The organism is Burkholderia cepacia ATCC 25416 (genome assembly GCF_001411495.1).
Classification (GTDB): Bacteria; Pseudomonadota; Gammaproteobacteria; order Burkholderiales; family Burkholderiaceae; genus Burkholderia; species Burkholderia cepacia.
In genome coordinates, this window is record NZ_CP012982.1 from 1,015,070 (window position 1) to 1,039,183 (window position 24,114).

The 24,114-nt window shown below is 66.9% G+C and carries 22 protein-coding genes and 1 pseudogene; 4 read left to right on the plus strand and 19 right to left on the minus strand.

The window, feature by feature from the left end:
• Positions 1–275 precede the first annotated feature (275 nt).
• A complete protein-coding gene (gene fabF / locus APZ15_RS21940) occupies positions 276–1,565 on the minus strand; it encodes a beta-ketoacyl-ACP synthase II (RefSeq protein WP_027790701.1) in 1,290 nt (429 codons plus the stop codon).
• Positions 1,566–1,664: 99 nt separating this feature from the next.
• Between fabF and APZ15_RS21945 the strand changes: the two genes are divergently transcribed.
• On the plus strand, positions 1,665–2,300 hold the full coding sequence (locus APZ15_RS21945; RefSeq protein WP_027790700.1) for a TetR/AcrR family transcriptional regulator: 636 nt from the start codon (positions 1,665–1,667) through the stop codon (positions 2,298–2,300).
• A gap of 74 nt (positions 2,301–2,374) precedes the next feature.
• On the opposite strand, the gene APZ15_RS21950 is transcribed toward APZ15_RS21945, so the two are convergent.
• On the minus strand, positions 2,375–4,675 hold the full coding sequence (locus tag APZ15_RS21950; protein ID WP_027790699.1) for an NADP-dependent malic enzyme: 2,301 nt from the start codon (positions 4,673–4,675) through the stop codon (positions 2,375–2,377).
• 136 nt (positions 4,676–4,811) lie between these two features.
• Between APZ15_RS21950 and APZ15_RS21955 the strand changes: the two genes are divergently transcribed.
• Positions 4,812–5,783 carry a LysR substrate-binding domain-containing protein gene (locus tag APZ15_RS21955; RefSeq protein WP_021156700.1) on the plus strand — a complete coding sequence of 324 codons (972 nt, stop codon included), beginning with the start codon at positions 4,812–4,814 and terminating at the stop codon, positions 5,781–5,783.
• 85 nt (positions 5,784–5,868) lie between these two features.
• Here APZ15_RS21955 and APZ15_RS21960 read toward each other — a convergent pair whose 3' ends face one another.
• The 9 genes and pseudogenes from APZ15_RS21960 to APZ15_RS22000 all read right to left on the minus strand — a co-directional run bounded on the left by APZ15_RS21960 (position 5,869) and on the right by APZ15_RS22000 (position 11,901).
• Positions 5,869–6,546, minus strand: coding sequence for a hypothetical protein (locus APZ15_RS21960; RefSeq protein ID WP_027790698.1), 678 nt, complete (start codon positions 6,544–6,546; stop codon positions 5,869–5,871).
• A gap of 105 nt (positions 6,547–6,651) precedes the next feature.
• Positions 6,652–6,837, minus strand: a pseudogene (locus tag APZ15_RS21965) (hypothetical protein); the annotation flags it as partial.
• A 2-nt stretch (positions 6,838–6,839) separates the two neighbouring features.
• Positions 6,840–7,307 (minus strand): hypothetical protein, encoded by a 468-nt coding sequence (locus tag APZ15_RS21970; protein ID WP_027790696.1) that lies wholly within the window; start codon positions 7,305–7,307, stop codon positions 6,840–6,842.
• A 67-nt stretch (positions 7,308–7,374) separates the two neighbouring features.
• On the minus strand, positions 7,375–7,917 hold the full coding sequence (locus APZ15_RS21975) for a GNAT family N-acetyltransferase (protein ID WP_226153298.1): 543 nt from the start codon (positions 7,915–7,917) through the stop codon (positions 7,375–7,377).
• A gap of 60 nt (positions 7,918–7,977) precedes the next feature.
• The gene (locus APZ15_RS21980; RefSeq protein WP_049116941.1) at positions 7,978–8,421 is read right to left on the minus strand and encodes a hypothetical protein; all 444 of its coding nucleotides are present in this window, start codon (positions 8,419–8,421) and stop codon (positions 7,978–7,980) included.
• Between the two features lie 151 nt (positions 8,422–8,572).
• Complete coding sequence (locus APZ15_RS21985; protein ID WP_034196126.1) at positions 8,573–8,800, minus strand: hypothetical protein; 228 nt, start codon at positions 8,798–8,800, stop codon at positions 8,573–8,575.
• A 127-nt stretch (positions 8,801–8,927) separates the two neighbouring features.
• Positions 8,928–9,302 carry a VOC family protein gene (locus APZ15_RS21990; RefSeq protein ID WP_027790692.1) on the minus strand — a complete coding sequence of 125 codons (375 nt, stop codon included), beginning with the start codon at positions 9,300–9,302 and terminating at the stop codon, positions 8,928–8,930.
• A gap of 730 nt (positions 9,303–10,032) precedes the next feature.
• A complete protein-coding gene (locus APZ15_RS21995; protein WP_027790691.1) occupies positions 10,033–10,947 on the minus strand; it encodes an alpha/beta hydrolase in 915 nt (304 codons plus the stop codon).
• Between the two features lie 87 nt (positions 10,948–11,034).
• Positions 11,035–11,901 (minus strand): AraC family transcriptional regulator, encoded by an 867-nt coding sequence (locus APZ15_RS22000; RefSeq protein WP_080981992.1) that lies wholly within the window; start codon positions 11,899–11,901, stop codon positions 11,035–11,037.
• A 244-nt stretch (positions 11,902–12,145) separates the two neighbouring features.
• Here APZ15_RS22000 and APZ15_RS22005 point away from each other — a divergent pair, with 244 nt between their 5' ends.
• Positions 12,146–12,604 carry a GNAT family N-acetyltransferase gene (locus APZ15_RS22005; RefSeq protein ID WP_034196019.1) on the plus strand — a complete coding sequence of 153 codons (459 nt, stop codon included), beginning with the start codon at positions 12,146–12,148 and terminating at the stop codon, positions 12,602–12,604.
• A 195-nt stretch (positions 12,605–12,799) separates the two neighbouring features.
• Complete coding sequence (locus APZ15_RS22010) at positions 12,800–13,711, plus strand: LysR family transcriptional regulator (protein ID WP_027790688.1); 912 nt, start codon at positions 12,800–12,802, stop codon at positions 13,709–13,711.
• A gap of 129 nt (positions 13,712–13,840) precedes the next feature.
• Here the strand turns inward: APZ15_RS22010 and APZ15_RS22015 are convergent, their stop codons facing one another.
• From APZ15_RS22015 to APZ15_RS22050, 8 genes are all read right to left on the minus strand, one after another.
• Positions 13,841–15,001, minus strand: a complete 1,161-nt coding sequence (locus APZ15_RS22015) for a mandelate racemase/muconate lactonizing enzyme family protein (protein ID WP_027790687.1) — start codon at positions 14,999–15,001, stop codon at positions 13,841–13,843.
• 59 nt (positions 15,002–15,060) lie between these two features.
• Positions 15,061–16,251, minus strand: a complete 1,191-nt coding sequence (locus APZ15_RS22020) for a benzoate/H(+) symporter BenE family transporter (RefSeq protein WP_027790686.1) — start codon at positions 16,249–16,251, stop codon at positions 15,061–15,063.
• Between the two features lie 40 nt (positions 16,252–16,291).
• Positions 16,292–17,923, minus strand: a complete 1,632-nt coding sequence (gene gshA / locus APZ15_RS22025; RefSeq protein ID WP_027790685.1) for a glutamate--cysteine ligase — start codon at positions 17,921–17,923, stop codon at positions 16,292–16,294.
• 66 nt (positions 17,924–17,989) lie between these two features.
• The gene (locus tag APZ15_RS22030) at positions 17,990–19,306 is read right to left on the minus strand and encodes an LLM class flavin-dependent oxidoreductase (protein ID WP_021156686.1); all 1,317 of its coding nucleotides are present in this window, start codon (positions 19,304–19,306) and stop codon (positions 17,990–17,992) included.
• Between the two features lie 68 nt (positions 19,307–19,374).
• Positions 19,375–20,565 carry a cystathionine beta-lyase gene (gene metC, locus APZ15_RS22035; RefSeq protein ID WP_027790684.1) on the minus strand — a complete coding sequence of 397 codons (1,191 nt, stop codon included), beginning with the start codon at positions 20,563–20,565 and terminating at the stop codon, positions 19,375–19,377.
• Positions 20,566–20,567: 2 nt separating this feature from the next.
• Positions 20,568–22,409 carry a dihydroxy-acid dehydratase gene (gene ilvD / locus APZ15_RS22040; RefSeq protein WP_027790683.1) on the minus strand — a complete coding sequence of 614 codons (1,842 nt, stop codon included), beginning with the start codon at positions 22,407–22,409 and terminating at the stop codon, positions 20,568–20,570.
• Positions 22,410–22,459: 50 nt separating this feature from the next.
• Entirely contained in the window at positions 22,460–23,530 is a 1,071-nt protein-coding gene (locus APZ15_RS22045; RefSeq protein WP_226153297.1) for a DUF6421 family protein, read from the minus strand.
• Positions 23,531–23,556: 26 nt separating this feature from the next.
• A complete protein-coding gene (locus APZ15_RS22050) occupies positions 23,557–24,081 on the minus strand; it encodes a flavin reductase (protein WP_027790681.1) in 525 nt (174 codons plus the stop codon).
• Positions 24,082–24,114 lie beyond the last annotated feature (33 nt).

Below are 24,114 nucleotides of genomic sequence, written 5' to 3' on the forward strand. Positions count from 1 at the left end.
CCTGATCTCTCGGCCAGCGTCGGATCAGGCCTGAGATTGCTTCGCCGTCACGCCACCACGGGCCGTGATCGACACGAAGCCGACGTACGCCGGCACATTCGCCGATGCCGAGAGCAGAAGCTCAATTGAATATTCCGATCAGACCGTGTACCGAAGGGTTTCGCCGAATGGCCCGGACTTCACGCGTCCGCCGAGCGTTTGACCGTGAATCGATCGCCGATCGAGGAGCCGACCGGGCCATTGGCGCCCGGCAGGCTTCGCAAACGCGGCCGCCATCAAGCTCCCCAACGCTTGAAGACGAGGCTGGCGTTCACGCCGCCGAAGCCGAAACCGTTGGCCATCGCGTGAACGATCGGCATGTGCCGCGGCGCATCGTGCACGATGTCCAGGCCCTCGGCGAGTGCGTCCGGCTGTTCGAGGTTCAGCGTCATCGGGACGACCTGATCGCGCAAGGCCAGGGCGGTGAAGATCGCCGCTACGCCACCGGCCGCGCCCAGCAAGTGGCCCGTCGCCGACTTGGTGGAGGTGATGGCGAGCGGGACGTCGACGCCGAACAGGTCGCGCACCGCGGCCAATTCGCCCAGGTCGCCGACCGGCGTCGAGGTCGCGTGAGCGTTGAGATGCTGCAGGTCGGACGCGGTCAGGCCGGCCTGCGTCAGCGCCGCCTGCATCGAGCGTCGCGCGCCGCTGCCGTCTTCGGGGCCGGAGGTAATGTGAAACGCGTCGGCGCTGGTGCCATACCCAATGAGTTCGACCAGGGGGGCGGCGCCGCGCGCAAGCGCGTGCTCGAGCGATTCGATCACCAGCATGCCGGCGCCTTCGCCCATCACGAAACCGTCGCGAGTCCGGTCGAAGGGCCGCGATGCGCGGGTTGGCGTGTCATTGAAGCCGGTGGACAAGGTCTTCGCTGCGGCGAAGGCGCCCAGGCTGACGCGATCGATTGCGGCCTCGGCGCCACCGCACACCGCGATGTCGGCCTCGCCGCAGCGGATCAGCCGCGCCGCGTCGCCGATGGCCTGGATGCTCGCGGCACAAGCGGTCACCGGGGCGCCCATTGGCCCTTTCAGGCCGTGCCTGATCGACACGTGGCCCGCGGCAAGGTTGACGAGGAACGAGGGGATCGTGAATGGCGACAGACGCTTCGGTCCGCGCATCTCGGTCGTCCGCACCGCGCCCGCGATCGCCGGAAATCCACCGATGCCCGACGCGATGACCGTGGCCGTGCGCTGCTGGGACGCTTCGTCGGCCGGAGCCCATTGCGCCTGCGCGAGTGCCTCTTGCGCGGCGGCGAGCGCGAAGGCGATGAAGCGGTCAATCTTGCGCTGGTCCTTGGTCGACACAAAGCGGTCGATGTCGAAGCCGCCGCACGCATCCTCGTGCACATCGGGCACCACACCGCCCACGCGGGCCGCGATGTCCGCCGTCATCGCATCCGGCAGCAGGCGCAAGCCTGACTGGCCGGCCAGCAGCCGCTGCCACACCAGTTCGACTCCGCAACCCAGCGGCGAGACCATTCCCATGCCGGTGACGACGATTCGGCGGTTCGCAGTGGGCGTGATGTGCATGGATTCTGTCCTGGTCGATCTATTGATGATGATCGACATCATACAGTATTGAGTATGATTGTCATCAACACGCAATGCCATGCGCACGAAAGGATCTTCATGAAAGTCTCGAAAACGCAGGTGGCCGAAAACCGCCTGGCCATCCTGCAGGCCGCGGCCCGGCTGTACCGCGAGCGCGGTTTCACCGGCGTGGGGGTGGCCGACATCACACGCGAGGCCGGGCTCACCCACGGCGGGCTGTACCGGCACTTCGAATCGAAGGACGCGCTGGCGGCCGAGGCCGCGGAATACGCGTTCGAGTGGAAACTCTCCGAGCTGGAAACACCGGATGCCGATGCGAACACCGACGCCGACGGGTTCCTTCGAACCGGAGTCGCGAATTACTTGTCGCCGCAGCATCGCGACAGCATCGGCCAGGGCTGCCCGGTGGCCGCGCTCGCGGCAGACGCGGCACGCGAAACGGGTGCGATCGCGGACGCTTTCGCCCAAGGCATCGGGCGCTACATGACGCTATTCGCGCAGCGGAGGCCCGATGGCACCGAGGCTGCGCAGATCGAACCCGAGGACCGGGTTCGCGCAATTTCGATGCTGTCGACAATGGTGGGCGGGTTGATCCTCGCCCGAGCCACCGCGCGGGGATTGCCGGCGCTATCGGACGAGATTCTCGCGACCTTGCGCGATCATCTTGCGGCCACATGGGGCCTCGATGAAGTCAACGTCGACGGACGCGACTAGAAATCAAGCGCCGAAGGGGCGAATCCCCCCGAACCACACCCTGTCCGGTGAACTCGCCCCCTTCCGGTTTCCGCTCAAACAGACGCGTTCCGGTTCGCCTCGATCACCGTCAACGCCGTCATGTTCACGATCCGCCGCACCGTCGCACTGGACGTCAGAATATTCACCGGCGCGTTGACGCCCAACAGGAACGGTCCCACCGCCACATTGCTGCCCGCCTCCGTCTTGAGCAGGTTGTAAGCGATATTCCCCGCATCCACGTTCGGGCACACGAGCAGGTTCGCCGCCCCCTTCAGCGGCGACATCGGCAGCAGCCTCGACCGCAAGCCCTCGTCGAGCGCACAGTCGCCATGCATCTCGCCGTCCGCCTCGATATCGGGCGCCTGCTCCCGGATGATCTCCAGCGCCCGGCGCATCTTCACGCCCGACGCCGCACTCCCCGACCCGAAGTTCGACCGCGACAGCAACGCCGCCTTCGGCGTGAGGTTCAGCCATTCCATCTGACGAGCCGCGGCAATCGTGAATTCCGCGATCTGTTCGGCATCGGGATTGTCGTTGACGTGCGTGTCCACCAGCGCGACCGTCCGCTGATCGAGCAACAGGATGTTCATCGCCGCGTACGTGGACGCACCCGGCTTCCTGCCGATCACCTCGTCGACGAACCGCAGGTGGTTGTGATATTCGCCGACCGTGCCGCAAATCATCCCGTCCGCATCGCCGAGCCGCACCATCATCGCGCCGATCAGCGTCAGGCGGCGCCGCATCTCGACCCGCGCCATTTCCTTCGAGATGCCGTCCCGGCAGCGCAGCTCCCAATACGTCGTCCAGTACTGCGGGAACCGCTCGTCGTACTCGGGGTTCGTCACCTCGACATCCTGGCCGAGCCGGATCCGCAAGCCGAACCGCTCGATGCGCGCCAGCAGCACTTCCGGGCGCCCGACCAGGATCGGACGCGCCAGCTTCTCGTCGACGATCACCTGCACCGCGCGGAGCACGCGTTCGTCCTCACCTTCGGTGAAGACGATCCGTGCCTTGCCGCCGTCACGCACCAACCGGCGCGCCGTCGCGAACAGCGGCTTCATGAACGCGCCGGAGTGGTAGACGAATTGCTGCAGTTGCTCGACATACGCGTCGAGATCCGTCAGCGGGCGCTTCGCCACGCCGCCTTCCATCGCCGCCTTCGCCACGGCCGGCGCGATACGGACGATCAGGCGCGGGTCGAACGGCTTCGGAATCAGGTATTGCGCGCCGAACGCCACGTCGTACGCGCCATAAGCCGCCGCGACGACTTCGTTCTGCTCCTCCTCGGCCAGCCCCGCGATCGCGTGCACCGCGGCGATCTCCATTTCGCGGGTGATCGTCGTCGCGCCCACGTCCAGCGCGCCGCGGAAGATGTACGGGAAACAGAGGACGTTGTTGACCTGGTTCGGGTAGTCCGAGCGCCCCGTCGCGATGACGACGTCGTCGCGCGTCGCGTGCGCCAGTTCCGGGAAGATTTCCGGCGTGGGATTGGCCAGCGCCAGAATCAGCGGGCGCGGCGCCATCTCCTTCAGCATCTCGGCACTCAGGATGCCGCCGACCGACAGGCCCAGGAACACGTCCGCGCCGCCGATGACGTCGGCCAGCTTGCGCGCATCGGTTTCCTGCGCAAAGCGCGACTTCGCCGGGTCCATCAGCGCGGTGCGCCCGCGATAGACGACGCCTTCGATATCGGTTACCCAGACGTTTTCGACCGGCAGCCCGAGGTCGACCAGCAGGTCCAGGCAGGCCAGCGCGGCGGCCCCTGCGCCCGACGTCACGACCTTCACTTCGGAAATCGACTTCCCGACGACCTTCAGCCCGTTGATGAACGCGGCGGACACGGTGATGGCGGTGCCGTGCTGATCGTCATGGAAGACCGGGATCTTCATGCGTTCGCGCAGCTTCTGCTCGACCGTGAAGCATTCGGGCGCCTTGATGTCCTCGAGGTTGATGCCGCCGAAGGTGGGCTCGAGGCCCGCGATGATGTCGACCAGCTTGTCCGGATCGGTTTCGTTGATCTCGATGTCGAAGACGTCGATCCCCGCGAACTTCTTGAAGAGCACGGCCTTGCCTTCCATGACCGGCTTGGACGCGAGCGGGCCGATGTTGCCGAGACCCAGCACGGCCGTGCCGTTCGTGATCACGCCGACCAGGTTGCCGCGGCTGGTGAAGCGGTGCGCCTGCAGCGGATCGGCGGCGATGGCCTCGCACACACCCGCCACGCCCGGCGTGTACGCCAGCGCGAGATCGCGCTGCGTCACGAGCGGCTTGCTGGCGACGACCGAGATCTTTCCCGGGGTCGGAAATTCGTGATAGTCGAACGCTGCCTGCTGCTGTGTCTCAGTCTGTTTCATGTTTTTCGATCCGGGCACGGGCGCCAGGCCAGTCCCGGCGCGATCCATGAAGGTGATTCTAGGGATCCGCCATAAGGTGATGATTCTGTTTTAATATCGCTCCATCACTTTTTCATGATGAATACGTGAACAGTCAATGACTTTTGACGCGAACGACGTGGTCAGGCGGCTGGGCGCGCGCCTGAAGATGCGGCACCTGGTGCTGTTGCTGCAGATCCAGCAGCACGGGTCGCTGACGCGCGTCGCGGAGCACATGGCCAGCAGCCAGCCGGCCGTGACGAACGCGCTGTCCGAGCTGGAGAGCATGTTCGGCACGCCGCTCTTCGAGCGCTCGTCGCGCGGCATGCGGCCTACCGCGCTCGGCGCGGTCGTGCTCGAGCGGGCGAAGGCGATGATCAAGGATCTCGACCACCTCGCCCGAGAAATGGAGGCCGTCGCCGCCGGGCATGCGGCCCACCTGCACATCGGCGTGATTCCGTTCATTTCCGGGCAGATGCTGTCGGCAGCGCTGAAGCGGCTGCAGGCGCGCATGGAACGGCGCCTGACCGTGACGATTCACGAAGGCACCAGCGATCAGCTCCTGCTGCAGCTCAAGGACCACAGCGTCGACATCGTGATCGGGCGGGCGTCGTCGGCGATCGACCTGGGGCAGGTTTCCTTCGAAGTGCTGTACCAGCAGCAGCCGCGCATGATCGCGAGCCGGCGTCTTGCCGCGAAACTGGCCCGCACCGCGCTGGACTGGCACAAGCTGCACGCGCTCGACTGGATTCTCGGCGCCCCGCATACGCCGATGCGGGAGCAGGTCACCGACCTGTTCCTGTCGGCCGGCATCCCGCCGCCCGTGCCGATCGTCGAAAGCTACTCGTCCAAGCTGATCGGCGAGATGATCGCGTCGAGCGACGAGGCCGTATCGATCGTGCCCGCCGACATCGCGGAAGAACTGGTGCGGATCGCCGGCGTGGCGATCGTGCCGTACTCGCTGGTCTGGACGCTCCCGCCCATCGCACTCTTTACCCGCGCCGCCGATTCGCGCTCGCCGGCGCGGGATCTCCTGGTCGACGCGTTGCGTGAGGTATGCAGGGAGACTTACGGGGAAGCGCAGCGATGAGGCTGCGGGCGGCCGCCTGAACGGCGGTTCGCCCCGCCGGCAACCCACGCGCGTGGCGACGGAGGCTCGCGGCACCGGCAGCGCGCTACTTGCTGGCGGCGAGGTGACGCAGAATGTCCGCACGCTCGGCGCTCAACACATGATCCGAGCCGTCGCCGCGGTCATAACGCTTCGCGGTGCGGTAGGAAAACCGCTTCCTGTACTGCCCGATGGCGGGATCGAACGTCCACGCGTCGACGACGAAAAAGTGCTTGCCGAAATGATCCTCGTCGTCGGCCCACACGAAGTCCGCCCGAACGAACACCGGATAGGGCGACACGTCCGGCACCTTCCACATCGCGCGATCGGCCGTCTCCGTCTGGGTGACTTCCGGCATCAGGTTCTCGATCTTGCCGTTCGCGCCATAACGCAATATCGCCACGCGCTCCAGCATCCCGCTGCCACCGCCGGAAAACATCCCCGAGAAGAACACCCACGAGCCGCCCGACGCAATCGGCAGCCGCTCGGACCGCGGCATCAGTCCGAACTGGTAAAGCTCCTTCGACGAATGGGGAACCGGCTCGGGCGGCATCTCGAAGCACGGCGCACGATCGGGGAGCACGCAGAGTTTCACGCCGGACAGCGGAAGCCCGTCCGAATCCTGCCGGCCCTCCGCCTGGGTGAAACGCGGGAATGCCGGTTCGCTCGGGGCGGCCTGCGCACCCGCGATGCCGGCGACGGAAATGCCCAGGATCACCCCGAGCGACTTGACGACCCTGCGCATGCACCTGCCCTCTCTCTCATGTTTTGATAGCCGCGAATTGTCGATGATCCGGCCGCTTCTGTCGAACGGGCGGTTGCGGCCGACGATGCGCTTCGCGCTGGTTCGTCAGACCGTCGCCAGAACCAGACGCCCCGGCGATGCGCCGATGTGCAGCCCGTCGGCGCGATTCGCGAGGTAGCGCCGGTTCAACTCGTCCGGCGTCCATGTGTTGCTGTGGCTGAAGCCCAGCGCGGCGAGCCTCGCGGCCTCGTCGAGATACATCGTCACGCCGAGCCAGCTGATCAGCGCCGGTTTCATTCCCTGCGCCGCTTGCGGAGAACAACCTCCAGCATCTCGGCCGGCGAAAGCTCCCGCCCGTCGTATCCGGCGCCGAAGTAGGCCTCGGGCCAGAAGATGAGGTCCGAAATGCGGTCATCGCCGGTGTTGACCGACAGACATCGAACCCAGTAATCGACAAGCGCCTCGTCGCCTCGAGATCCCCATACGGCATCCAGCAATTCCAGCAGCTCCGGTTCCGACAGATCGGTCGGCACGGTATGCCAGTCGATTGCCAGTCGCTTCGCAAATCCGTCGGCACTCGTCGAGCCAAACGCGCCGAGCACGTCGATTTGATCGACGTCCTCGCCAAGCAATCGGGAAATCTGCTGCAACTCCGCTACGTAACCGCGTCCGTTCTCGTGCAGTTGAAACACGGCTCTTGTCAGCGGCAGCAGGTGTCGAAGCTTGTCGTGGTCGACGGGGTCGCGCAGTTCGGCTCGCATGCGTGTTCTCGGGGTACGGCGGTTGGTTGAGGTATCCAGGTGGATTTGCCGAGGTTCCAGTTGAACGCTAAACAGCGGGTTTCTCGTACAGCGACCAGACAATCCCGTCCGATTTCAACCCCACGCGAATGAAGCCAAGCGACTCGTAGTAAGCGCAGAGCGTCACGTTTTCGACGGCGCAATCGAGCCGGACAAAATGCCGGTTCAAGCTGCTCACCTTGCGAGCGCACCAGTCGAGCATGAAACCGCCGAGCCCGAGCCCGTTGAAGCCTTGCCGCACGCAAAGCCCGTGCACGTAACCGGCGATCGGCGCCTGCGGCCCCCAGTGCCGGTCTTCGCCGAAGCCGAGCGAGAACGTTCCGGCCAACGCGCCGTCCAGCTCGACGACATACACGTCCTTTTCAGCAACGTTGCTCCGTACCCACCGCTCGGAAAATCCGTCGCCTTCCTTGCCCCACGCATGGTCGCCGTACGTGAGCTTCTTCGCGTGTGCATCGTTCCGGATCCGGGTCAGCGCCGGTACGTCGTCTGCCGTTGCCCTGCGGATGTTTTTCGAGGTCATCGTCCGTTTCTCCGTGGCGTCTTCACGTCGCGGCTCGACAGCCGCCATCCCGCCAAGCCGTATTTTCGACAGCGGGCACTCGCCCGGTCAGCCGAAGGCACGACGCTCTCATGAAGCTGCCGCCTGGAACCAGCGCGTACACGGGCCCGTGTAAATGAGCACGGTTGCGATCGCATTGGCGAGAAAGCCCACTTCGATCAGGCTCAGCCTGAAAGGGAGCCCCATCACGAGAAGGGCCATCGTCGTGACGACCGTGAGCCCCAGTTCCAGCACACGCGCCAGCTTTTGTCGCTGGCAGAGGCCCACGATCAGGCTCGCGTTCAGCAAAAGCCAGAAGGCCTGGATGATCCCGACCATCGCAGCGCCTTTGCGCATGAGCACGGCTTTCGCCGCGGGGACTTCGCCAGCCTGGTCGAAACCCAGCATCGTGAGCCAGACGGCGAATCCGGCCTCGATGAGCCAGACGATCGTGAAGAGCGCGATGGCGTGACGGATCTGCAGCGGTGCGTCGGCGCGAAACGCCGGCATGGCCTTCAACTTGCTGATTGGCATCGTCTCTTTCAGGAAGCTTGCGCTCCCCGCCCCGGATTGTGTTCGTATCGTATTTGCCGCTTGTCGATTTCACGACGCAGCGAGTTTCGGCCGAGTGTAGTCCATCCGCAATCGCCTCAGACGCGTACACGCACGCACGCCGAACACGCCTCTAGTGCGAAGCATTCAAGCCCTGCCGGAGAGCCTCATAGATCCCCGCGCCGGCATCAACGATGAACAGGAGTGCAATGGCGACGCACGCAACGCGCACGATACCGCGCAGACGCGTCACGCCGACATACAGCCCGACAGCGCCGACGCAAAGCGTCACGGGCCAGTAGATGGCCCCCATGAGAATCGCGATGACGGGAAAAGGCAGGTCAATGGCGATGTCACTCATCCCGGAAAGCTCCGTTGCTCGCATGAAGCATGCGTTCGCTCATCGATTCGGCGGCATCGGTCGACCGCCGTCCATCCGCGCATGACATTGCAAGCCGCCTCGCCGCCCCATGCTGCCCGACAGGGCATCACCCCTGCGCCTGATGACACACCACCTCGATATTGTGCCCATCCGGCCCGATGACAAACGCCGCGTAGTAGTTCGCGTGATAATGCGGCCGCAGCCCCGGCGCGCCATTGTCCTTCCCGCCCGCTTCCAGCGCCGCGCGATAGAACGCATCGACCTGCTGCCGGTCGTCGGCCACGAACGCGATGTGAAGATGCGCCGGCTTCTCCGACGTCTGGAACAGGCACAACGATGGTTTGCCAGGCGGGGACATCTCGATGCCGTACGACGGATCGCCCTCACCCACCACCACGACGCCAAGCGGTTCAAGTGCGCTGAGGAAAAACGTCTTGCTGGCTGCAAAGTCGCTCACGCCGAATTTGACATGGTCAAACATGACTCCCCCTTCGGATGGATGGGTCTGCCGGCACCCGGATCGGATGTGCAAATCACCGCGATGTTGCCACATGCAGCGATCGGTGGCACACCTGCCCGCCCTCGAACAAAAAAAGCCCGACACGGTCGGGCCAACGAGCGAGATACAAGAAGAATCCCGCTCACCCCTCATCGAGCGGTCACACCGCGCTGCCTGACGTCATCATGATCCGGGCAATAGCGGACGATCGCACACGACGTTGCGACCGATTGTCGATCGCCAGGCTTCCATGAAAGGGTTCGGAAAGAATGGCTATTGCGAAACGGGGGTGCCGGATGACGCATTCGCCGGCAGGGTCGGGAGCGGAACGGCCGGTGGCGCCCGCCCGAAAAAATTGGCCCGCACCTGAAAGCGCGGGCCAAGCCGAGAACACACAACACCTTGGGGGGGTATCAAGGCGAGACCAGTCTAGCCCGAGTCGCCGAAAAGAAAATTTCAGGCCACATTACAGCTATTACTCCATATAACGAAGCATCGGCCGCCGCCGTGTGCGGGCCAAGGGGCGACACATCGTCCGCGAGCGCGTGCGGCATCGCGGCGTGCCGTTCGCCGGTGTTGCTTCGGGCGGGCGACGGATGTAGTCGTGCCTCGGAATGCCTTGCCGCCTTCCCCTCAAACGCGGGCACCATCGAAGCTGGCGGTATCGCCATTCGTGCAAGCCGCGGACACCGCACTCACGCGCTGCAACGGGTCAGCGCGCGCCGGACAGATGCAGCGTGAACCACTCCACCGCCGCCCGGCTCGTTTCGTCGAAATGCTCGAGATACGGCGTGAAATGCCCGCCCTTGATCTGGAGCAGGCGCTTCGGCTCCAGCGCGTTTTCCCACGCCTTGAGGCACAGGTCAGTCGGCGTCAGCAGATCGTCGTTGGCCACGATCATCAGCAACGGGGTTGGCGAGATGCGGTCGACAAACTGGCCCGGTTCGTTCTCGCGCGACATCTCGGCGCTGCGCAGCGTCACTTCGTTTTTCCAGTTCGGCGCACACCGCGCCGCCGACTCGGTGAAGAACCGGTACGCATCCGCGCCCGCCATCGCGCAGGCTGTCGCGGGGTCCGCGCTGACTGCCGGCAACATCGCCGGCACGCCGCCGGCGAATCGCTGCCGGCGATCTTCATCGAAGCGAGCCAGCGCCGCGGGCACCAGATCGGAACGCGTGCGGCGCAACGCCGACTGATATCCGCTGATCGTCGGCACCTGCGAAACCACGCATTTGACGCGCCGGTCGATGGCCGCGACTTCGAGCACGTGGCCGCCGCTGTAGCTGGTGCCCCAGATGCCGATGCGTGCGGCATCGACGTCCGGGCGCGTCAGCAGATAGCTGATCGCATCGCGATAGCCGCGCTTCTGCTGCACGGGGTCGATCTCCTGACGCGGATACCCGTCGCTCGCGCCGAAATTCCGGTGATCGTAGAGCAGCACGCCGAAACCGCCGGCGGCAAATACCTCGGCGTAGCGGTCCAGATACTGTTCCTTCACGCCGGAGAAGCCGTGCGCCATCACGATGGCCGGATACGCTTGCGTGCCGGCGATGCGCTGCGCCGGTTCGTAGTACCAGCCTCGCAGCGTGGCGGCTTCGGACAGGAATTCGATGTCGTGTCGCGTCATGTCGGCTTACCTCGTTCGGTCAGTGGATTCGATGACAGACACGATAAGCGTGCGCGCCGCACTCCGCGTTTGCCGGAAGGACGTTTGCTACGCGGAATCGGACAGTTTCGCGTACGCGCTGGGCGTCATGCCGGCAAACCGGCGAAACACGGTCGAGAAGGCGCTCGTGGTTTCGTAGCCGAGTTCGGCCGCGACGGCGATCACGGAGCGTCCCGAGGCCAGCAGCGGGCGCGCGGCCGAAATCCTGGCCTGCTGGCGCCACTGGCTGAACGACAGCCCGGTTTCGGCGGTGAACAGCCGGGCCAGTGTCCGGCTCGACGCACCGACTTCGTCGGCCCATTCCGTCAGCGTTCGCTGATCGGCCGGATTCGCGAGCATCGCGTCGCAGACCCGGGCAAGACGCCGGTCCTGGCCGGACGGCAGCCGCAACGGTTGCTCGGGAGACCACTCGATTTCGGCGAGCATGAGCTGGATGACGAGCGCGTCGCGTCCGTCGGGATCGACCTCGACCGGGAACGACGACGCACGCACGATCAACTCGCGCAGCAGCGGCGAAACGTTGACCAGGCCCGGCTGATTCGGGTACGCGGATCGGCAGGCTCGCGGGTCGACGTAGGCGGTGCGCATTTCGAGTTGCCCGTGTGCGCGCATCGCGTGCGGCAGGTCGGGCGGAATCCAGAGTGCGCGATGCGGCGGGATCATCCACAGCGACCGGCAGGCGATGACTTCGGCGATGCCTGTCGTGGTGTAGACAAGTTGCGCGCGCGTGTGCCGATGCTCCGCGACGACGAAGCCGTCGGGAAATGCTTTCGGCATGACGGCCGCGATAGCCGGTGCATGCTGGTAGTCGCGCGGGTCGGTACTCTTCGTGACGGGTGCGATGCCGGCCCGCTTCGGATCCGCCGCCTCGCCGTGCCCGATCGCTTTACCGTGGCCGCGCCTTTCGACCTTCATCGCTCGTCCTTTCATGTGTGCGGAATCGCCGGCGCGTGGGACCCGGCGAACCGGACGGATGATACGGGAATGTCGGAATGAAGCAGCAAATCGGCAACCCGATCTCACCGCTGTAGCGCAAACTCGACAAGCAGCGCCGGACTTCCGATGTCGGCAGTTTCAGCAGCATGCCGCACGAACTTGGAAGTTCGATTCCGTGCTGCTATCGTTGTGCACGCAATTAATTTTCCGGAGCAGCCGATACATGCCCTTGATCCTGCGCCGAGCGACGGCGGCTGATGCCGCGGAGGTGGCTGACGTGTATCTGCGGTCGCGCAACGCGCTCGCATCCTACGCGCCGCTCGCGCACTCCGATGCGGCCGTCCGCGACTGGATTGCCAACGTACTTGTCCCGTCGGGCAACGTGACCGTTGCGATGTACGACGATCGCATCGTCGGCATGGCCGCACACGTCATCGCTGACGGTGCGGCATGGCTCGACCAGTTGTACGTGTGCCCCGAATTCAAACGACAAGGGATCGGTTCCGCCCTCCTGGAATCGGTGAAGTCGCAGACGGTTGGCAAGCTCCAGCTCTATACGTTCCAGATGAATCGCGATGCGGCCGCGTTTTATGAGCGGCATGGTTTCGTTGCCATTGCATATAACGACGGAAGCAGGAACGAGGAAGGTTGTCCCGATGTGTTGTATTGCCTGACGCGGTAGCTTCCGTCCGCATGCTCCACGTCGCCGGTCCGTCAATTGCCGGCTGGCTTTCCTGGCGTTTGCGTCGCATAAAGCGGCGCCCTGGCCATCGGCTCATGCGTCCCGCACACACAAGAACGAACCGGCTCCCGATGCGCCACAGGCCGCTGGTCCAATATATGATTCATCACCATTCAGCCGCTTCAGGTCGAACGAATGCCCAACTTCCCCCCGGATCTTCGCCAGTGGTATTACTTCGCGGCCGTTGCCGAGGAGCGGCACTTCGGCCGTGCGGCCGCACGCCTCTCGATGACCCAGCCGCCGCTGTCGCAGGCAATACGCTCCCTGGAACGCGAACTCGGCGTCGAGCTCTTCGCACGCACGAAGCGTGCGGTCGCGCTCACGGCAGTCGGCGAGGCGTTGCTTCCGACGGTGCTGAAACTGCTTGCCGCGGCCGAGGAGCTTCCCGCGCTGGCAAAGAGCCTCGCCCTCGGCGAGACCGGAAGATTGTCGCTCGCGTTCGTCTCGATTGCCGATTACGGGCTGCTGCCCTCGCTGCTGCGCGAATTCGGCATGCGTTATCCGCTGGTGCGATTGCAACTGACCGAAGCGACGAGCGACGTGCAAATCGAAGAGCTGGTCGCGGGCCACATCGACGCGGGCCTGATCATTCCGCCGTTGCCGCCACGCTACGTGGCCGAGCTGTCGTATCTGCCGCTCCTGAGCGAGCCGCTCGTGCTCGCGATGCCGAGCGCCGCGTCGACGGCACCCGACGACGTGCCGATTCACCTGAAGGAAGTGGCAGACCTTCCGCTCGTGATTTTTCCGCGTCGTCTCGCCCCGAGGTTTTACGACGCGATCATGGAGTGCTACAGCGACGTCGGTGTCGTCCCGCACATCGGCCAGGAAGCAATCCAGATGCAGACGATCGTCAGCCTTGTGTCCGCCGGCATGGGCGTCGCCCTGGTGCCGCAATCGTTGCGCAATCTGCGGCGTACCGGTGTCGTCTATCGCCCGCTCGCACACGGCTCGTTCGTCGTTGAAACCGGCCTCGTCTGGCGCAAAGGCGATATCGCGCACGTCCTTGCCAGCTTCATCAATATCGTGCGGACACTAGCCTCGGCATGAGGCCGGCCGCAGGCGGATCCGCTTTGGCATGTCCGGGCGGATTGGCAAGCCACTTGCCGCGCGACGACGCGCGGGAAGCCGTCGACGCACGGCCGGCGCGTCCTCGCCGGCGGACGCGCCGGCCGACACTCACGCCTTGCCGTGCCCCTGCGATCCCGGGCCCGACGAGAATTCGCGGACACCGTCGCGATTGATGCCGAAGCCGAGGCCCGGCGTGTCGGGCAGTGCCAGCGTCCCGTTCTGCTCGGCCGGCAGGCCGGTAAACAGGTTCCGGCAAATCTCGACCGCGACGACGTGCCACTCGACCGAGCCGCCGTTCGCGAGCCCGCCGTGCAGATGCATGTTGTGGAACGGGAACGTGCCGCCATTGTCGATCGGCACGCCGAACGCCTGCGCGAGCGCGGCCGCGCGTGCCGCCATGGAGAACCCGCCGCACACGCACACGTTTGGCTGCAGGATGTCGACAGCGTCGTTCACGAGGAAATCCCTGAACCGGAACAACTGCCCCTCGCTTTGCCCGGTGGCGACCGGAATGCCGCCGCGCTTTCTCAGGTCGGCGAGCTTCGCGGGGTCGTTCTCGGCGATCGGCTCCTCGAAGAAACCGATGTCGCAATCGGCCACGCGCTCGGCAAGCCGCAGCGCGTGATAGTGGTCGAGCCCGCAATTCGCGTCGATGTAAATCTCGGCGGCGTCGCCCACCGCATCGCGCACCGCGCGCACGCGCGCGACGTCGTCCGCGACGACCTGGTCGAGCGAGCGCCCTTCGTCGCGGCGCGCAAGCGCGTGATAGCCGACGATCATCTTGATGCGGCGATGTCCGGCGCCGACGAGGGCACGCGCGGCATGTATCAGCTCCGGGCGCTCGAGCGACGCGAAGCCGAACGTCGTGTACAGCGGCACGACCGGACGCGCGCCGCCGAGCATTTTCCATACCGGCAGCCCGGCGATCTTGCCGATCGCATCCCAGACCGCGATGTCGATCGCGGAAATCACGTGCCCCGCATAGCCGGTCTGCCCACGTGGGCATAACAACCAGTAAAGCTTGTCGAGAATCCGCTCGCGCTCGACGACGTTCATCCCGACCAGGTTGGGTGCGGCGACGTGATCGATCGCCGCGGCCACGACCGCTTCGTCGGTGATCGCCGTGAAGCCGTGGCCGACCACGCCCTGCGACGTCTCGATTTCGACGATGACGCCCGACAGCTTGCCGGACAACCGCACGCCGGCGATCTCCGCGTCGCCGCGCGCGAACACCGGCGTCGCGGTCACTTTCACGATGTTGTGCTGCATCTCTTCTCCGTTTTTTTAAGGGAATGGCAGAACTGCGGGGGCCGCGTCGTCGCGCGGCATCACCGACCCTTCTCGCGACGCAGCACGAACGTCAGCCCGATGCCGGTCAGCAGGCCCCAGAACGCGCCGCCGATGCCGAGAAACGCATGGCCCGCCATCGTCACGAGGAAGGTCAGGATCGCGGCCTCGCGCGCGTCCTTGTCGGTGAATGCGTTGAGCAGCGCGCCGCCGAGGGCGTTCATCAGCGCGAGGCCGGCAACCGCTTCGATGATGACCGGCGGCGCGACCGCGATGAACAGCGTCGCGGCGCTCGCCGCGAACCCGTACACGATGTACGCGGCGCCGCAGACGATGCCGGCCCAGTAGCGCCGCGATTCGTCGGGGCCGGCCTCCTCGCCGGCGCACAGTGCGGCGGTGATCGCGGCCAGCCCGATCGGCGGCGCGCCGAAAGGCGCCGCGAGCAGGCTGCACAGCCCCGTGGCCGTGAACAGCCGCGACGCTTCGGGCCGGTAGCCGTTGACGTTGAGCACCGCGACGCCCGGGATGTTCTGCGACGCCATCGTCACGATGAAAAGCGGCACCGCGACGCTCACCATCGTCGATGCCGAGAACACGGGCCCGACGAGCGCGAGGTGCGGCAACATCCCGGTCGCGCCGACGCCCCCCGTCTTCGCGATGAACGCGATCACGATCAGCGTCGCGACCGCGGCGCAAGGCACCGCGAGAATCTTGCGAACCCGCATCATCACGACCCAGACGAGCAGGATCGGCGCGACGTACAGCGGATACTGCTCGAGTGCGTGCACCGGGGCGACGCAGAGGTTCAGGATGATCCCCGCGAGCATCGCGTTGGCGATCGGCAGCGGAATCCTCGAGATCGCGCGGCCGAGCGGCTTCCACAGCCCGGCCAGCGTAAGCAGCACGCCGGTCAGCACGAGCGCGCCGACCGCGGCCGGATAGCCGCCCTTCACGGCGCCCAGGCCGAGCAGCAGCGCCGCGCCGGGCGTCGACCACGCAGCGCTGACGGGCATCCGCGTCCGGTAGCTGAGCACGATGCCGGCCAGCCCCATCACGATCGAGACGGCCATCAGGCCGGACGCGGCCTGCGCGCGCGTAGCACCGACGTTCGTCAGCGCATTCACGATCAGCGTGAACGTCGATGCAAAGCCGACGAACGACGCCAGCGCGCCCGCGCCGGCCGCCCGCGCCGAGAACCCGCGATCGGTCTTCATTTCCGCGATACTGCTCATCTGTCCTCCGTGAGATGGATTCGATACGGCGGCGACCGTATCAGTGCGCGCCATGTGTCGGCTCGCCGCACTCCTGGTTCAGCGTTCCCGCGTGATACGCGGCGAGAAACGCGTCGAAGTTGCCGATCTGCGTGCGCTCCAGGTCGGCCTGCCGGCTCAGCGATTCGGCCGCGATCGCGTCGAAGCGCGCCTGCACGTCGGCCGGCAGCGGACGCGCGCGGAACGCCCCGGTATGCGCGAGCGTCTGCCGCATCCCGAACGCGAAACACGCGCCGCCCGGATCGTCGCGCAGCGTGTGCAGTGCATCGAGCACACGCGCCGACGGCGTCGCCTGCGGATCGTCGAGCTTCGCGTATTGCGCGTCGAGCGCGGCGGTCGTGCGCGTGTCGCCGCGCTGCAGATCCAGCACGCCGGCCGCCTCGTTGATTCGCGCGAGCAACTCGTGCGCCCACGTGCGCAGCGCGACGCGCTCGCCGCCACGCTGCAACTCGAGCCCCGGGCGCCGCCCCTCCCGCGCGACCGCCGCGAAGTTGCGCCGGCACGCGTCCTGCTCGGCACCTGCGAGGCACGGGCTGTCGTCGAGCGCGCAGAACAGCAGGAACGCGTCGACAAAACGCAGCGTCGTCTCGGCGACGCCGTGCGGCGCGAACGGATCGATGTCGAGACAGCGCACCTCGACGTATTCGACGCCGCGGCTGCGCAGTGCATCGATCGGCCGCTCGCCGCTGCGCACCGTGCGCTTCGGGCGAATCGACGAGTAGAACTCGTTCTCCATCTGCAGCAAGTGCGTGCTGAGCTGCAGCCATTCTCCGTCGCGCTTCGCGCCGATCGCCTGGTACTCGGGGCACGGCTGCGCGACGGCTCGCGCGAGGCCGTCCAGGTATGCAGGCAGGTTGTCGAGGCACGGCGCGAACGCGCCCTGCACCCGGTTCTGGTAGCCGAGGTCGCTCATCCGCAAGCTCGTCGCGTACGGCAGGTACAGCGTCTGCGCATCGAACGCGTCGAGCCCGTGCCGGTCGCCGGCGACGAAACCCGCGCACAGCGCCGGCGACGCGCCGAACAGATACAGCAGCAGCCAGCCGTAGCGATGGAAATTGCGGATCAGCGCGAGATAGCCTGCCGAGCGCATGTCGCGCGCGTCGCGGCCGGCCGGCTCGCATCCGTCGCGCACGTCGCGCAGCAGCGGCCACACGGCATCGGCGAGCGAATAGTTGTAGTGGATTCCGGCGATGCACTGCATCGCCTTGCCGTAGCGGAACGCCAGCCCGCGCCGGTACACGTGCTTCAGGATGCCGATGTTTGACGTGCCGTACCACGCGATCGGAATGCGGCGGTCGTCGTCGAGCGGGCACGGCATCGACTGGCTCCACAGCAGCTCGTCGCCGATCGCGCGGCACGCGAAGCGGTGCAGCTCGTCGAGCCGCTCGATCACGTCGGCCGCGTCGTGCTGCGGCGGCGTGACGAACTCGAGCAGCGGCTCCGCGTAGTCGGTCGTGATCGACGGGTGCGTGAGCGCCGCGCCGAGCGCGTGCGGGTGTTGCGTCAGCGCGAGCCGGCCGGCGGCATCGACGCGCAGCGTCTCGCGCTCGACGCCGCATAACCCGTCGCCGAGCAGCGGCAGGTGTGCGGCGTCGCTCAGCACGCCGAGCCGGCGGCGGTACGGCGTCGTCATCCATGTGGATCGGGGTGAATCGTGGGTCATTGCGGTCTCCCGGAACGAAATCTGGCGACGCGCCGCTCAGTCGAGCGGGCTCTTCGGCCGCGGCAGGCCGATGTGTTCGCGCAGCGTCGTGCCTTCGTAGCGGGTGCGAAACAGCCCGCGCCGCTGCAGCTCCGGCACCACCATCGTCACGAAGTCGTCGTAGCCGTCAGGCACCGTGTAGAACACGACGATGAAGCCGTCGCACGCCTCCGTCATCAGCCACTCCTCCATCTGGTCGGCGATCTCGGACGCGGTGCCGACCATCTCGCCGGTGCCGGATTCGGCCGCCCGCTTCGCGAGCTCGCGCACCGTCAATCCCTCGCGGCGCGCGAGCGCCGCCCACTCGCGCTGGTTGCCCTGCCCCTGTTCCGTGTGCGGCAGCTCGGGCAACGGCTTGTCGGGATCGAACTTCGAGCAGTCGACGCCGAGCCGGATCGACAGGTTCGGGATGTTGCTGTCCACGTGGACGAGATCGTCCATGTAGCGCTTCTTCGCCAGCGCCTCCGCGCGCGTGCGGCCGACATACACCTGGTTGGCGGGCAGGATCTTCACGTGATCGGGGTTGCGCCCGGCCGCGACCGCGCGCGACTTCACGTCGCGGTAGAACGCACGGCCCGTCTCGATGCTGCGCGCGTTGCCGAACACCAGGTCGGCCGAACGCGCGGCCATGTCGCGCGCTTCCTCCGACGCACCGGCGAGCGCGATCACCGGCCAGCCCTGCACGGGCCGCGCGATGTTCAGCGGCCCCTTGACCGAGAAGAACTTGCCCTTGTGGTTGAGCGGCCGGATCTTGTCGAGATCGGAGAACACCCCCGCCTCCTTGTCCATCACGAGCGCGTGATCGGACCAGCCGTCCCACAGCCCCGTCACGACGTCGAAGAACTCCTCGGCGCGCTCGTAGCGTTCGGCGTGGCGCAGCGCGGTCTCGAGACCGAAGTTGAGCGCAGCCTCCGGGTTCACCGTCGTGACGATGTTCCAGCCCGCGCGGCCGCCGCTCAGGTGGTCGAGCGACGCGAAGCGGCGCGCAAGCAGGTACGGATCCTCGTAGCTCGTCGTGCCGGTCGCGATCAGGCCGATGCGGTCGGTGCATGCGGCGATCGCCGACAGCATCACGAGCGGGTCGTACGACGTGATCGTGCCGCTGCGCTTGAGCGCATTCGGCGGCATCGGCATCACCGCGAGGTGGTCGGCGGTGAAGACCGCGTCGAAGCACGCGTGCTCGAGCTTCTGCGCGAGCGACCGGATCACCGGCCAGTTGAAGTTCGCGAGCGTCGGCGCGCTCGGGTGCCGCCACCACGCCGTGTGCAGGCAGATGGGGCGCATGAATCCACCCAGGCAGAGTTGCTTCGTCATACGGGGTTCCTCGTCATTGAAATGCGGCGCGAAACGTGCGGGCCGCGCGCGTGCTGCTCTTGTCGGCGTCAGCGCGCGGCGTTGAAGCGGGCGAAGCCGGTCTCGAGGTCGCCGATCAGGTCGTCGGCGTTTTCGAGCCCGATGTGAAAGCGCACGCACGGGCCGCCCGGGTCCCAGTGCGACGCGGTGCGGTACGCACTGCAGTCGAACGGCATCGCGAGGCTTTCATAGCCGCCCCATGAATAGCCGAGCCCGAAATACGCGAGCCCCTCGAGCAGCGCGGCGACGGCCTGCGCGGGCGCCGGGCGCAGCACGACGGAGAACAGCCCCGTCGCGCCGCCGAAGTCGCGCACCCACAGCGCGTGGCCGGGATCGTCCTCGAGCGCCGGATAGCACACGCGCCGCACTTCCGGACGCGCGGCGAGCCAGCGCGCGACGCGCAGCGCGTTCGCCTGGTGCTGGCGAAGCCGCACGCCGAGTGTCCGGATGCCGCGCAGCGTGAGAAACGCGTCGTCCGAGCCGACGCACTGCCCCGTGTCGCGCTGATACTGTTCGAGCGCCGGCAGCGCGCGCGCGGACGCCGACACCATGCCGATCATCACGTCCGCATGACCGGCGAGGTACTTGGTGCCGGCCTGGATCACGAGATCGGCGCCGTGCGCGAACGCGTCGAAGAACAGCGGCGTCGCCCACGTGTTGTCGAACAGCACCGCGAGCCCGCGGTCGCGCGCGAGCGCGGCGAACGCCGGCACGTCGCACAGCTCCATGCTCTGCGACGCGGGCGCTTCGAGATACAGCGCACGCGTGTTCGGCCGGATCAGCGCGGCGAGCGCGTCAACCGACGCGAGCGGATCGAAGTAGGTCGTCTCGATGCCCGCGCGCCGCAGCACGCCGTCGCACAGCTGGCGCGCGGGCTTGTACACCGCATCCGTCATCAGCAGATGGTCGCCGGCCGACAGGCACGACGACAGCGCGGTCGTGATCGCGGCAAGCCCCGACGGGCACAGCACGACACCCGCGCCGTGATCGAGCGCGCGCACCGCGTCCTGCAGCGCGGCCGTGGTCGGCGTGCCGCGCCGGCCGTACACGTACGGCTGCGTGTAGCCCAGCAGGTCGGCCACGCTCGGCGCGAGCACCGTCGAGCCGCGATACACCGGCGGGTTGACGAAGCCGTGATACGCGGCCGGCGCGCGGCCGCCCGTGACGAGCACGGTGTCGACCTGCGCATCGGCCGCCGGATGGTTCGGGGCGGGCCGCACGGTCAGCCCTTCACGATCCGCACGGCGCCGCGCGCCGCGCTCGTCGTCATCGCCGCGTAAGCGCGCAGCGCGCCCGACACGCGGCGTTGCCGCTTCTCGGGCTGCCACGCGCGCTCGCCGCGCTCCTCCATCGCCTCGCGGCGCCGCCGCAGTTCGTCGTCGGACACGAGGACGTTGATCGAGCGGTTCGGGATGTCGATCTCGAGCGCGTCGCCGTTCTCGAGCAGCCCGATCTCGCCGCCCTCCGCCGCCTCGGGCGATACGTGCCCGATCGACAGCCCCGACGAGCCGCCGGAGAAGCGACCGTCGGTGATCAGCGCGCACTGCTTCGCGAGCCCCTTCGATTTCAGGTAGCTGGTCGGATAGAGCATCTCCTGCATGCCCGGGCCGCCCCGCGGCCCCTCGTAGCGGACGATCACGATGTCGCCCGGGCCGACCGCACCGCCGAGGATGCCTTCGACCGCCTCCTCCTGCCCTTCGAACACGCGCGCGGTGCCGGTGAACTTCAGCATCCCGCCGTCGACGCCCGCGGTCTTCACGATGCAGCCGTCGCGCGCGATGTTGCCGAACAGCACCGCGAGCCCGCCGTCGCGCGAGAACGCGTGCTCGGCATCGCGGATGCAGCCGTTCGCGCGGTCGAGATCGAGTTCGTCGTAGCGGTTGTCCTGGCTGAACGCAACGTGCGTGCGCACGCCGCCGGGCGCCGCGCGATAGAAGCGCGACACCGAATCGACGCGATTGCGCATCACGTCCCAGCGCGCGAGCACGTGCGCGACGCTCGGCGCATGGACGGTCGGCAGCGTCGTATTCAGCAGCCCCGCGCGATCGAGTTCGCCCATGATCCCGATCACGCCGCCGGCCCGGTGCACGTCCTCCATGTGGACGTCCTGCACCGACGGCGCGACCTTGCACAGCACCGGCACGCGGCGCGACAGCCGGTCGATGTCGGCCATCGTGAAGTGCACCTCGCCTTCGTGCGCGGCGGCGAGCAGGTGCAACACCGTATTGGTCGAGCCGCCCATCGCGATGTCGAGCGTCATCGCATTCTCGAACGCATCGCGCGTCGCGATCGAGCGCGGCAGCACGCTCGCGTCGTCCTGCTCGTAGTAGCGGCGCGCGAGATCGACGATCGTGCGCCCGGCCTCGATGAACAGGCGCTTGCGCTCGGCATGCGTCGCAAGCACCGAGCCGTTGCCGGGCAGCGCGAGCCCGAGCGCTTCGGCGAGGCAGTTCATCGAGTTCGCGGTAAACATCCCGGAACACGAGCCGCAGGTCGGGCACGCGACGTTCTCGACCGCGCGCACCTCGTCGTCCGTCACCTGGGAGTCGGCCGCCACCACCATTGCGTCGATCAGGTCGAACGCGCGGCGCTTGCCGCGGAACGTCAGCTTGCCGGATTCCATCGGGCCGCCCGACACGAAGATCACCGGGATATTCAGGCGCATCGCGGCCATCAGCATCCCCGGCGTGATCTTGTCGCAGTTCGAGATGCAGACCATCGCATCCGCGCAGTGCGCGTTGACCATGTACTCGACGCTGTCGGCGATCAGCTCGCGCGACGGCAGGCTGTACAGCATGCCGTCGTGGCCCATCGCGATGCCGTCGTCGATCGCGATCGTGTTGAACTCCTTCGCAACCGCGCCGGCCGCTTCGATCTCGCGCGCGACCAGTTGGCCGAGATCCTTCAGGTGCACGTGACCGGGCACGAACTGCGTGAACGAATTGACGACCGCGATGATCGGCTTGTCGAAATCGGCGTCGGTCATCCCGGTGGCGCGCCACAGGCTGCGCGCGCCCGCCATGTTGCGGCCGTGCGTGGAAGTGCGTGAACGATAGGTGGGCATCGTGATCCTCGGTTGATTCGTTGCGAAATGGGGCGGGCAGCGGGCTGCCGTCAATGCGGCCTGCCGGCCGCGCCCCAGTTGTTGTCGTTCTTCGCGAGCGTCGGCAGCACGAACGACAGGATCTTTCTCCGGTCGAGATCGGACGACACGCTGAGCTTGTATTCGAGCGCCGTCAGCTTGATCACGATGGACCTGAGCGCCTGGGTCAGGCGTTCGTAGCCCCCTTCGAAATAGAGCGAACCGCCACGCTGCGCGATCACGCCGTGACGGGACAGGTAATGAAACAGCGCGACCGACGAGCGCGCGTCGTAGTTGTCGAGCGGCGGCGCCTGCAGCGGGTAGCGGATCAGGCGCTCGGCCAGGATGTACTGGATCGAAGCGCGCAGCACGCGGTCGTCCGAGCGCAGCCGGAACAGCGCGAGGATCGACAGGATGTCGACCCGCAACTCCTCCGCGCCCGCACCGTTGCGCGTGCTCTTCGCATCGAGGTACTCCGGGATCGGCAGGAAGCCCGTGCGATGGTGGTACTCGTGCAGGTGGACCCAGATCGCGCTCGCCTGCGTCAGCAGCTCGTCGTCCGCCACGAGCAGATCCGGGAACGCGGTGGGCGACCAGTTCGCCTCGATTGCCGGGCGCGTATGGCGCTTGAAGCGCTCGACGAACTTGTCGATGAAGTAGTACGCCTTGTGATACGCGCGCAGGTCGGCGTCGATGAAGTTCTCGCCGAATACCGCGACCGCGAGCGGATTGAGAAAGCCGTCCGTGCACATGCGGATCTGCACCGGCAGCGCGTTGCCGTCCGGCGCGATCGCGAGCACGCTCGGCGGAATCGGCACGGGCGCGATCGCGGCCGCCTCGAGGAACGCATCGGCGTTGTAGGGCACGTCGAAGAACCCGAGGATGAAGCTCGGGTCCACCGAGTACGTGAGATCGAGCAGGCGCCCCGATGCGAGGCAGCGGTTCTCCAGCGCCACGAGCAGCGCACGCACATGCGGGTTGTCGGCGTAGTCGCCGAGATGCGCGCGTGCGCACTGCGCGATGCGCGCGACGTCGGTGCGAAAACCGCCGGCGAGGATCTCGCCGCGGCAGCGGTTGGTGGCTAGTACGATTTCGCGTTTCATGTCGGTCATCCTGTCGGCACGCGTCGTCACACGACGCGGAACTCCCGCTGCAGATAGACGAGCGTGTCGTCGTCGGGCGCCGCACAGTGCAGCGCCACCACTTCGCCGACCAGCAGCTCGTGCGTCGCCGCGCTCATCGACGCGACGAGCCGGCAGTCGAGCGCGATGCGCGCGCTCGCCAGCACCGGCGCGCGCGTCGCAAGCTCGCCCCACTCGCCCACCGTGAAGCGCGCGTCGCGCTCGTGCGCGGTCCGGCCCGCGAACACGTCGGCGAGAAACCGGTCGGCGGCGCCGAGCGTGTTCACGCAGAACACCTCGTTCGCGATCAGCCGCTGCGCCGATACGCTGCCGCGATTGACGGACACGAGCACCGTCGGCGGTGCATCGGACACCGACAGCACGGCGGTCGCCGTCATGCCGCAGCGCCCGGCAGGTCCGTCGCTCGTGAGTACGTGAACGGCCGACGCCACGCGGCACATCGCGTCGCGAAAGCGCTGCGGCGAGGCGCCCATCGACTGGTCGGGGAACAGTGCGGGTTCGTTGTGGATCATGTCCTGTCTCCGTGCATGGGGGAAAAGCCGCGC

Bases quoted from the DNA above. Each gene is read 5' to 3' on its own strand.
- fabF (WP_027790701.1), bottom strand. From the start codon at position 1,565: ATGCACATCACGCCCACTGCGAACCGCCGAATCGTCGTCACCGGCATG.
- APZ15_RS21945 (WP_027790700.1), top strand. From the start codon at position 1,665: ATGAAAGTCTCGAAAACGCAGGTGGCCGAAAACCGCCTGGCCATCCTG.
- APZ15_RS21950 (WP_027790699.1), bottom strand. From the start codon at position 4,675: ATGAAACAGACTGAGACACAGCAGCAGGCAGCGTTCGACTATCACGAA.
- APZ15_RS21955 (WP_021156700.1), top strand. From the start codon at position 4,812: ATGACTTTTGACGCGAACGACGTGGTCAGGCGGCTGGGCGCGCGCCTG.
- APZ15_RS21960 (WP_027790698.1), bottom strand. From the start codon at position 6,546: ATGCGCAGGGTCGTCAAGTCGCTCGGGGTGATCCTGGGCATTTCCGTC.
- APZ15_RS21970 (WP_027790696.1), bottom strand. From the start codon at position 7,307: ATGCGAGCCGAACTGCGCGACCCCGTCGACCACGACAAGCTTCGACAC.
- APZ15_RS21975 (WP_226153298.1), bottom strand. From the start codon at position 7,917: ATGGCGGCTGTCGAGCCGCGACGTGAAGACGCCACGGAGAAACGGACG.
- APZ15_RS21980 (WP_049116941.1), bottom strand. From the start codon at position 8,421: ATGCCAATCAGCAAGTTGAAGGCCATGCCGGCGTTTCGCGCCGACGCA.
- APZ15_RS21985 (WP_034196126.1), bottom strand. From the start codon at position 8,800: ATGAGTGACATCGCCATTGACCTGCCTTTTCCCGTCATCGCGATTCTC.
- APZ15_RS21990 (WP_027790692.1), bottom strand. From the start codon at position 9,302: ATGTTTGACCATGTCAAATTCGGCGTGAGCGACTTTGCAGCCAGCAAG.
- APZ15_RS21995 (WP_027790691.1), bottom strand. From the start codon at position 10,947: ATGACGCGACACGACATCGAATTCCTGTCCGAAGCCGCCACGCTGCGA.
- APZ15_RS22000 (WP_080981992.1), bottom strand. From the start codon at position 11,901: ATGAAGGTCGAAAGGCGCGGCCACGGTAAAGCGATCGGGCACGGCGAG.
- APZ15_RS22005 (WP_034196019.1), top strand. From the start codon at position 12,146: ATGCCCTTGATCCTGCGCCGAGCGACGGCGGCTGATGCCGCGGAGGTG.
- APZ15_RS22010 (WP_027790688.1), top strand. From the start codon at position 12,800: ATGCCCAACTTCCCCCCGGATCTTCGCCAGTGGTATTACTTCGCGGCC.
- APZ15_RS22015 (WP_027790687.1), bottom strand. From the start codon at position 15,001: ATGCAGCACAACATCGTGAAAGTGACCGCGACGCCGGTGTTCGCGCGC.
- APZ15_RS22020 (WP_027790686.1), bottom strand. From the start codon at position 16,251: ATGAGCAGTATCGCGGAAATGAAGACCGATCGCGGGTTCTCGGCGCGG.
- gshA (WP_027790685.1), bottom strand. From the start codon at position 17,923: ATGACGACGCCGTACCGCCGCCGGCTCGGCGTGCTGAGCGACGCCGCA.
- APZ15_RS22030 (WP_021156686.1), bottom strand. From the start codon at position 19,306: ATGACGAAGCAACTCTGCCTGGGTGGATTCATGCGCCCCATCTGCCTG.
- ilvD (WP_027790683.1), bottom strand. From the start codon at position 22,409: ATGCCCACCTATCGTTCACGCACTTCCACGCACGGCCGCAACATGGCG.
- APZ15_RS22045 (WP_226153297.1), bottom strand. From the start codon at position 23,530: ATGAAACGCGAAATCGTACTAGCCACCAACCGCTGCCGCGGCGAGATC.
- APZ15_RS22050 (WP_027790681.1), bottom strand. From the start codon at position 24,081: ATGATCCACAACGAACCCGCACTGTTCCCCGACCAGTCGATGGGCGCC.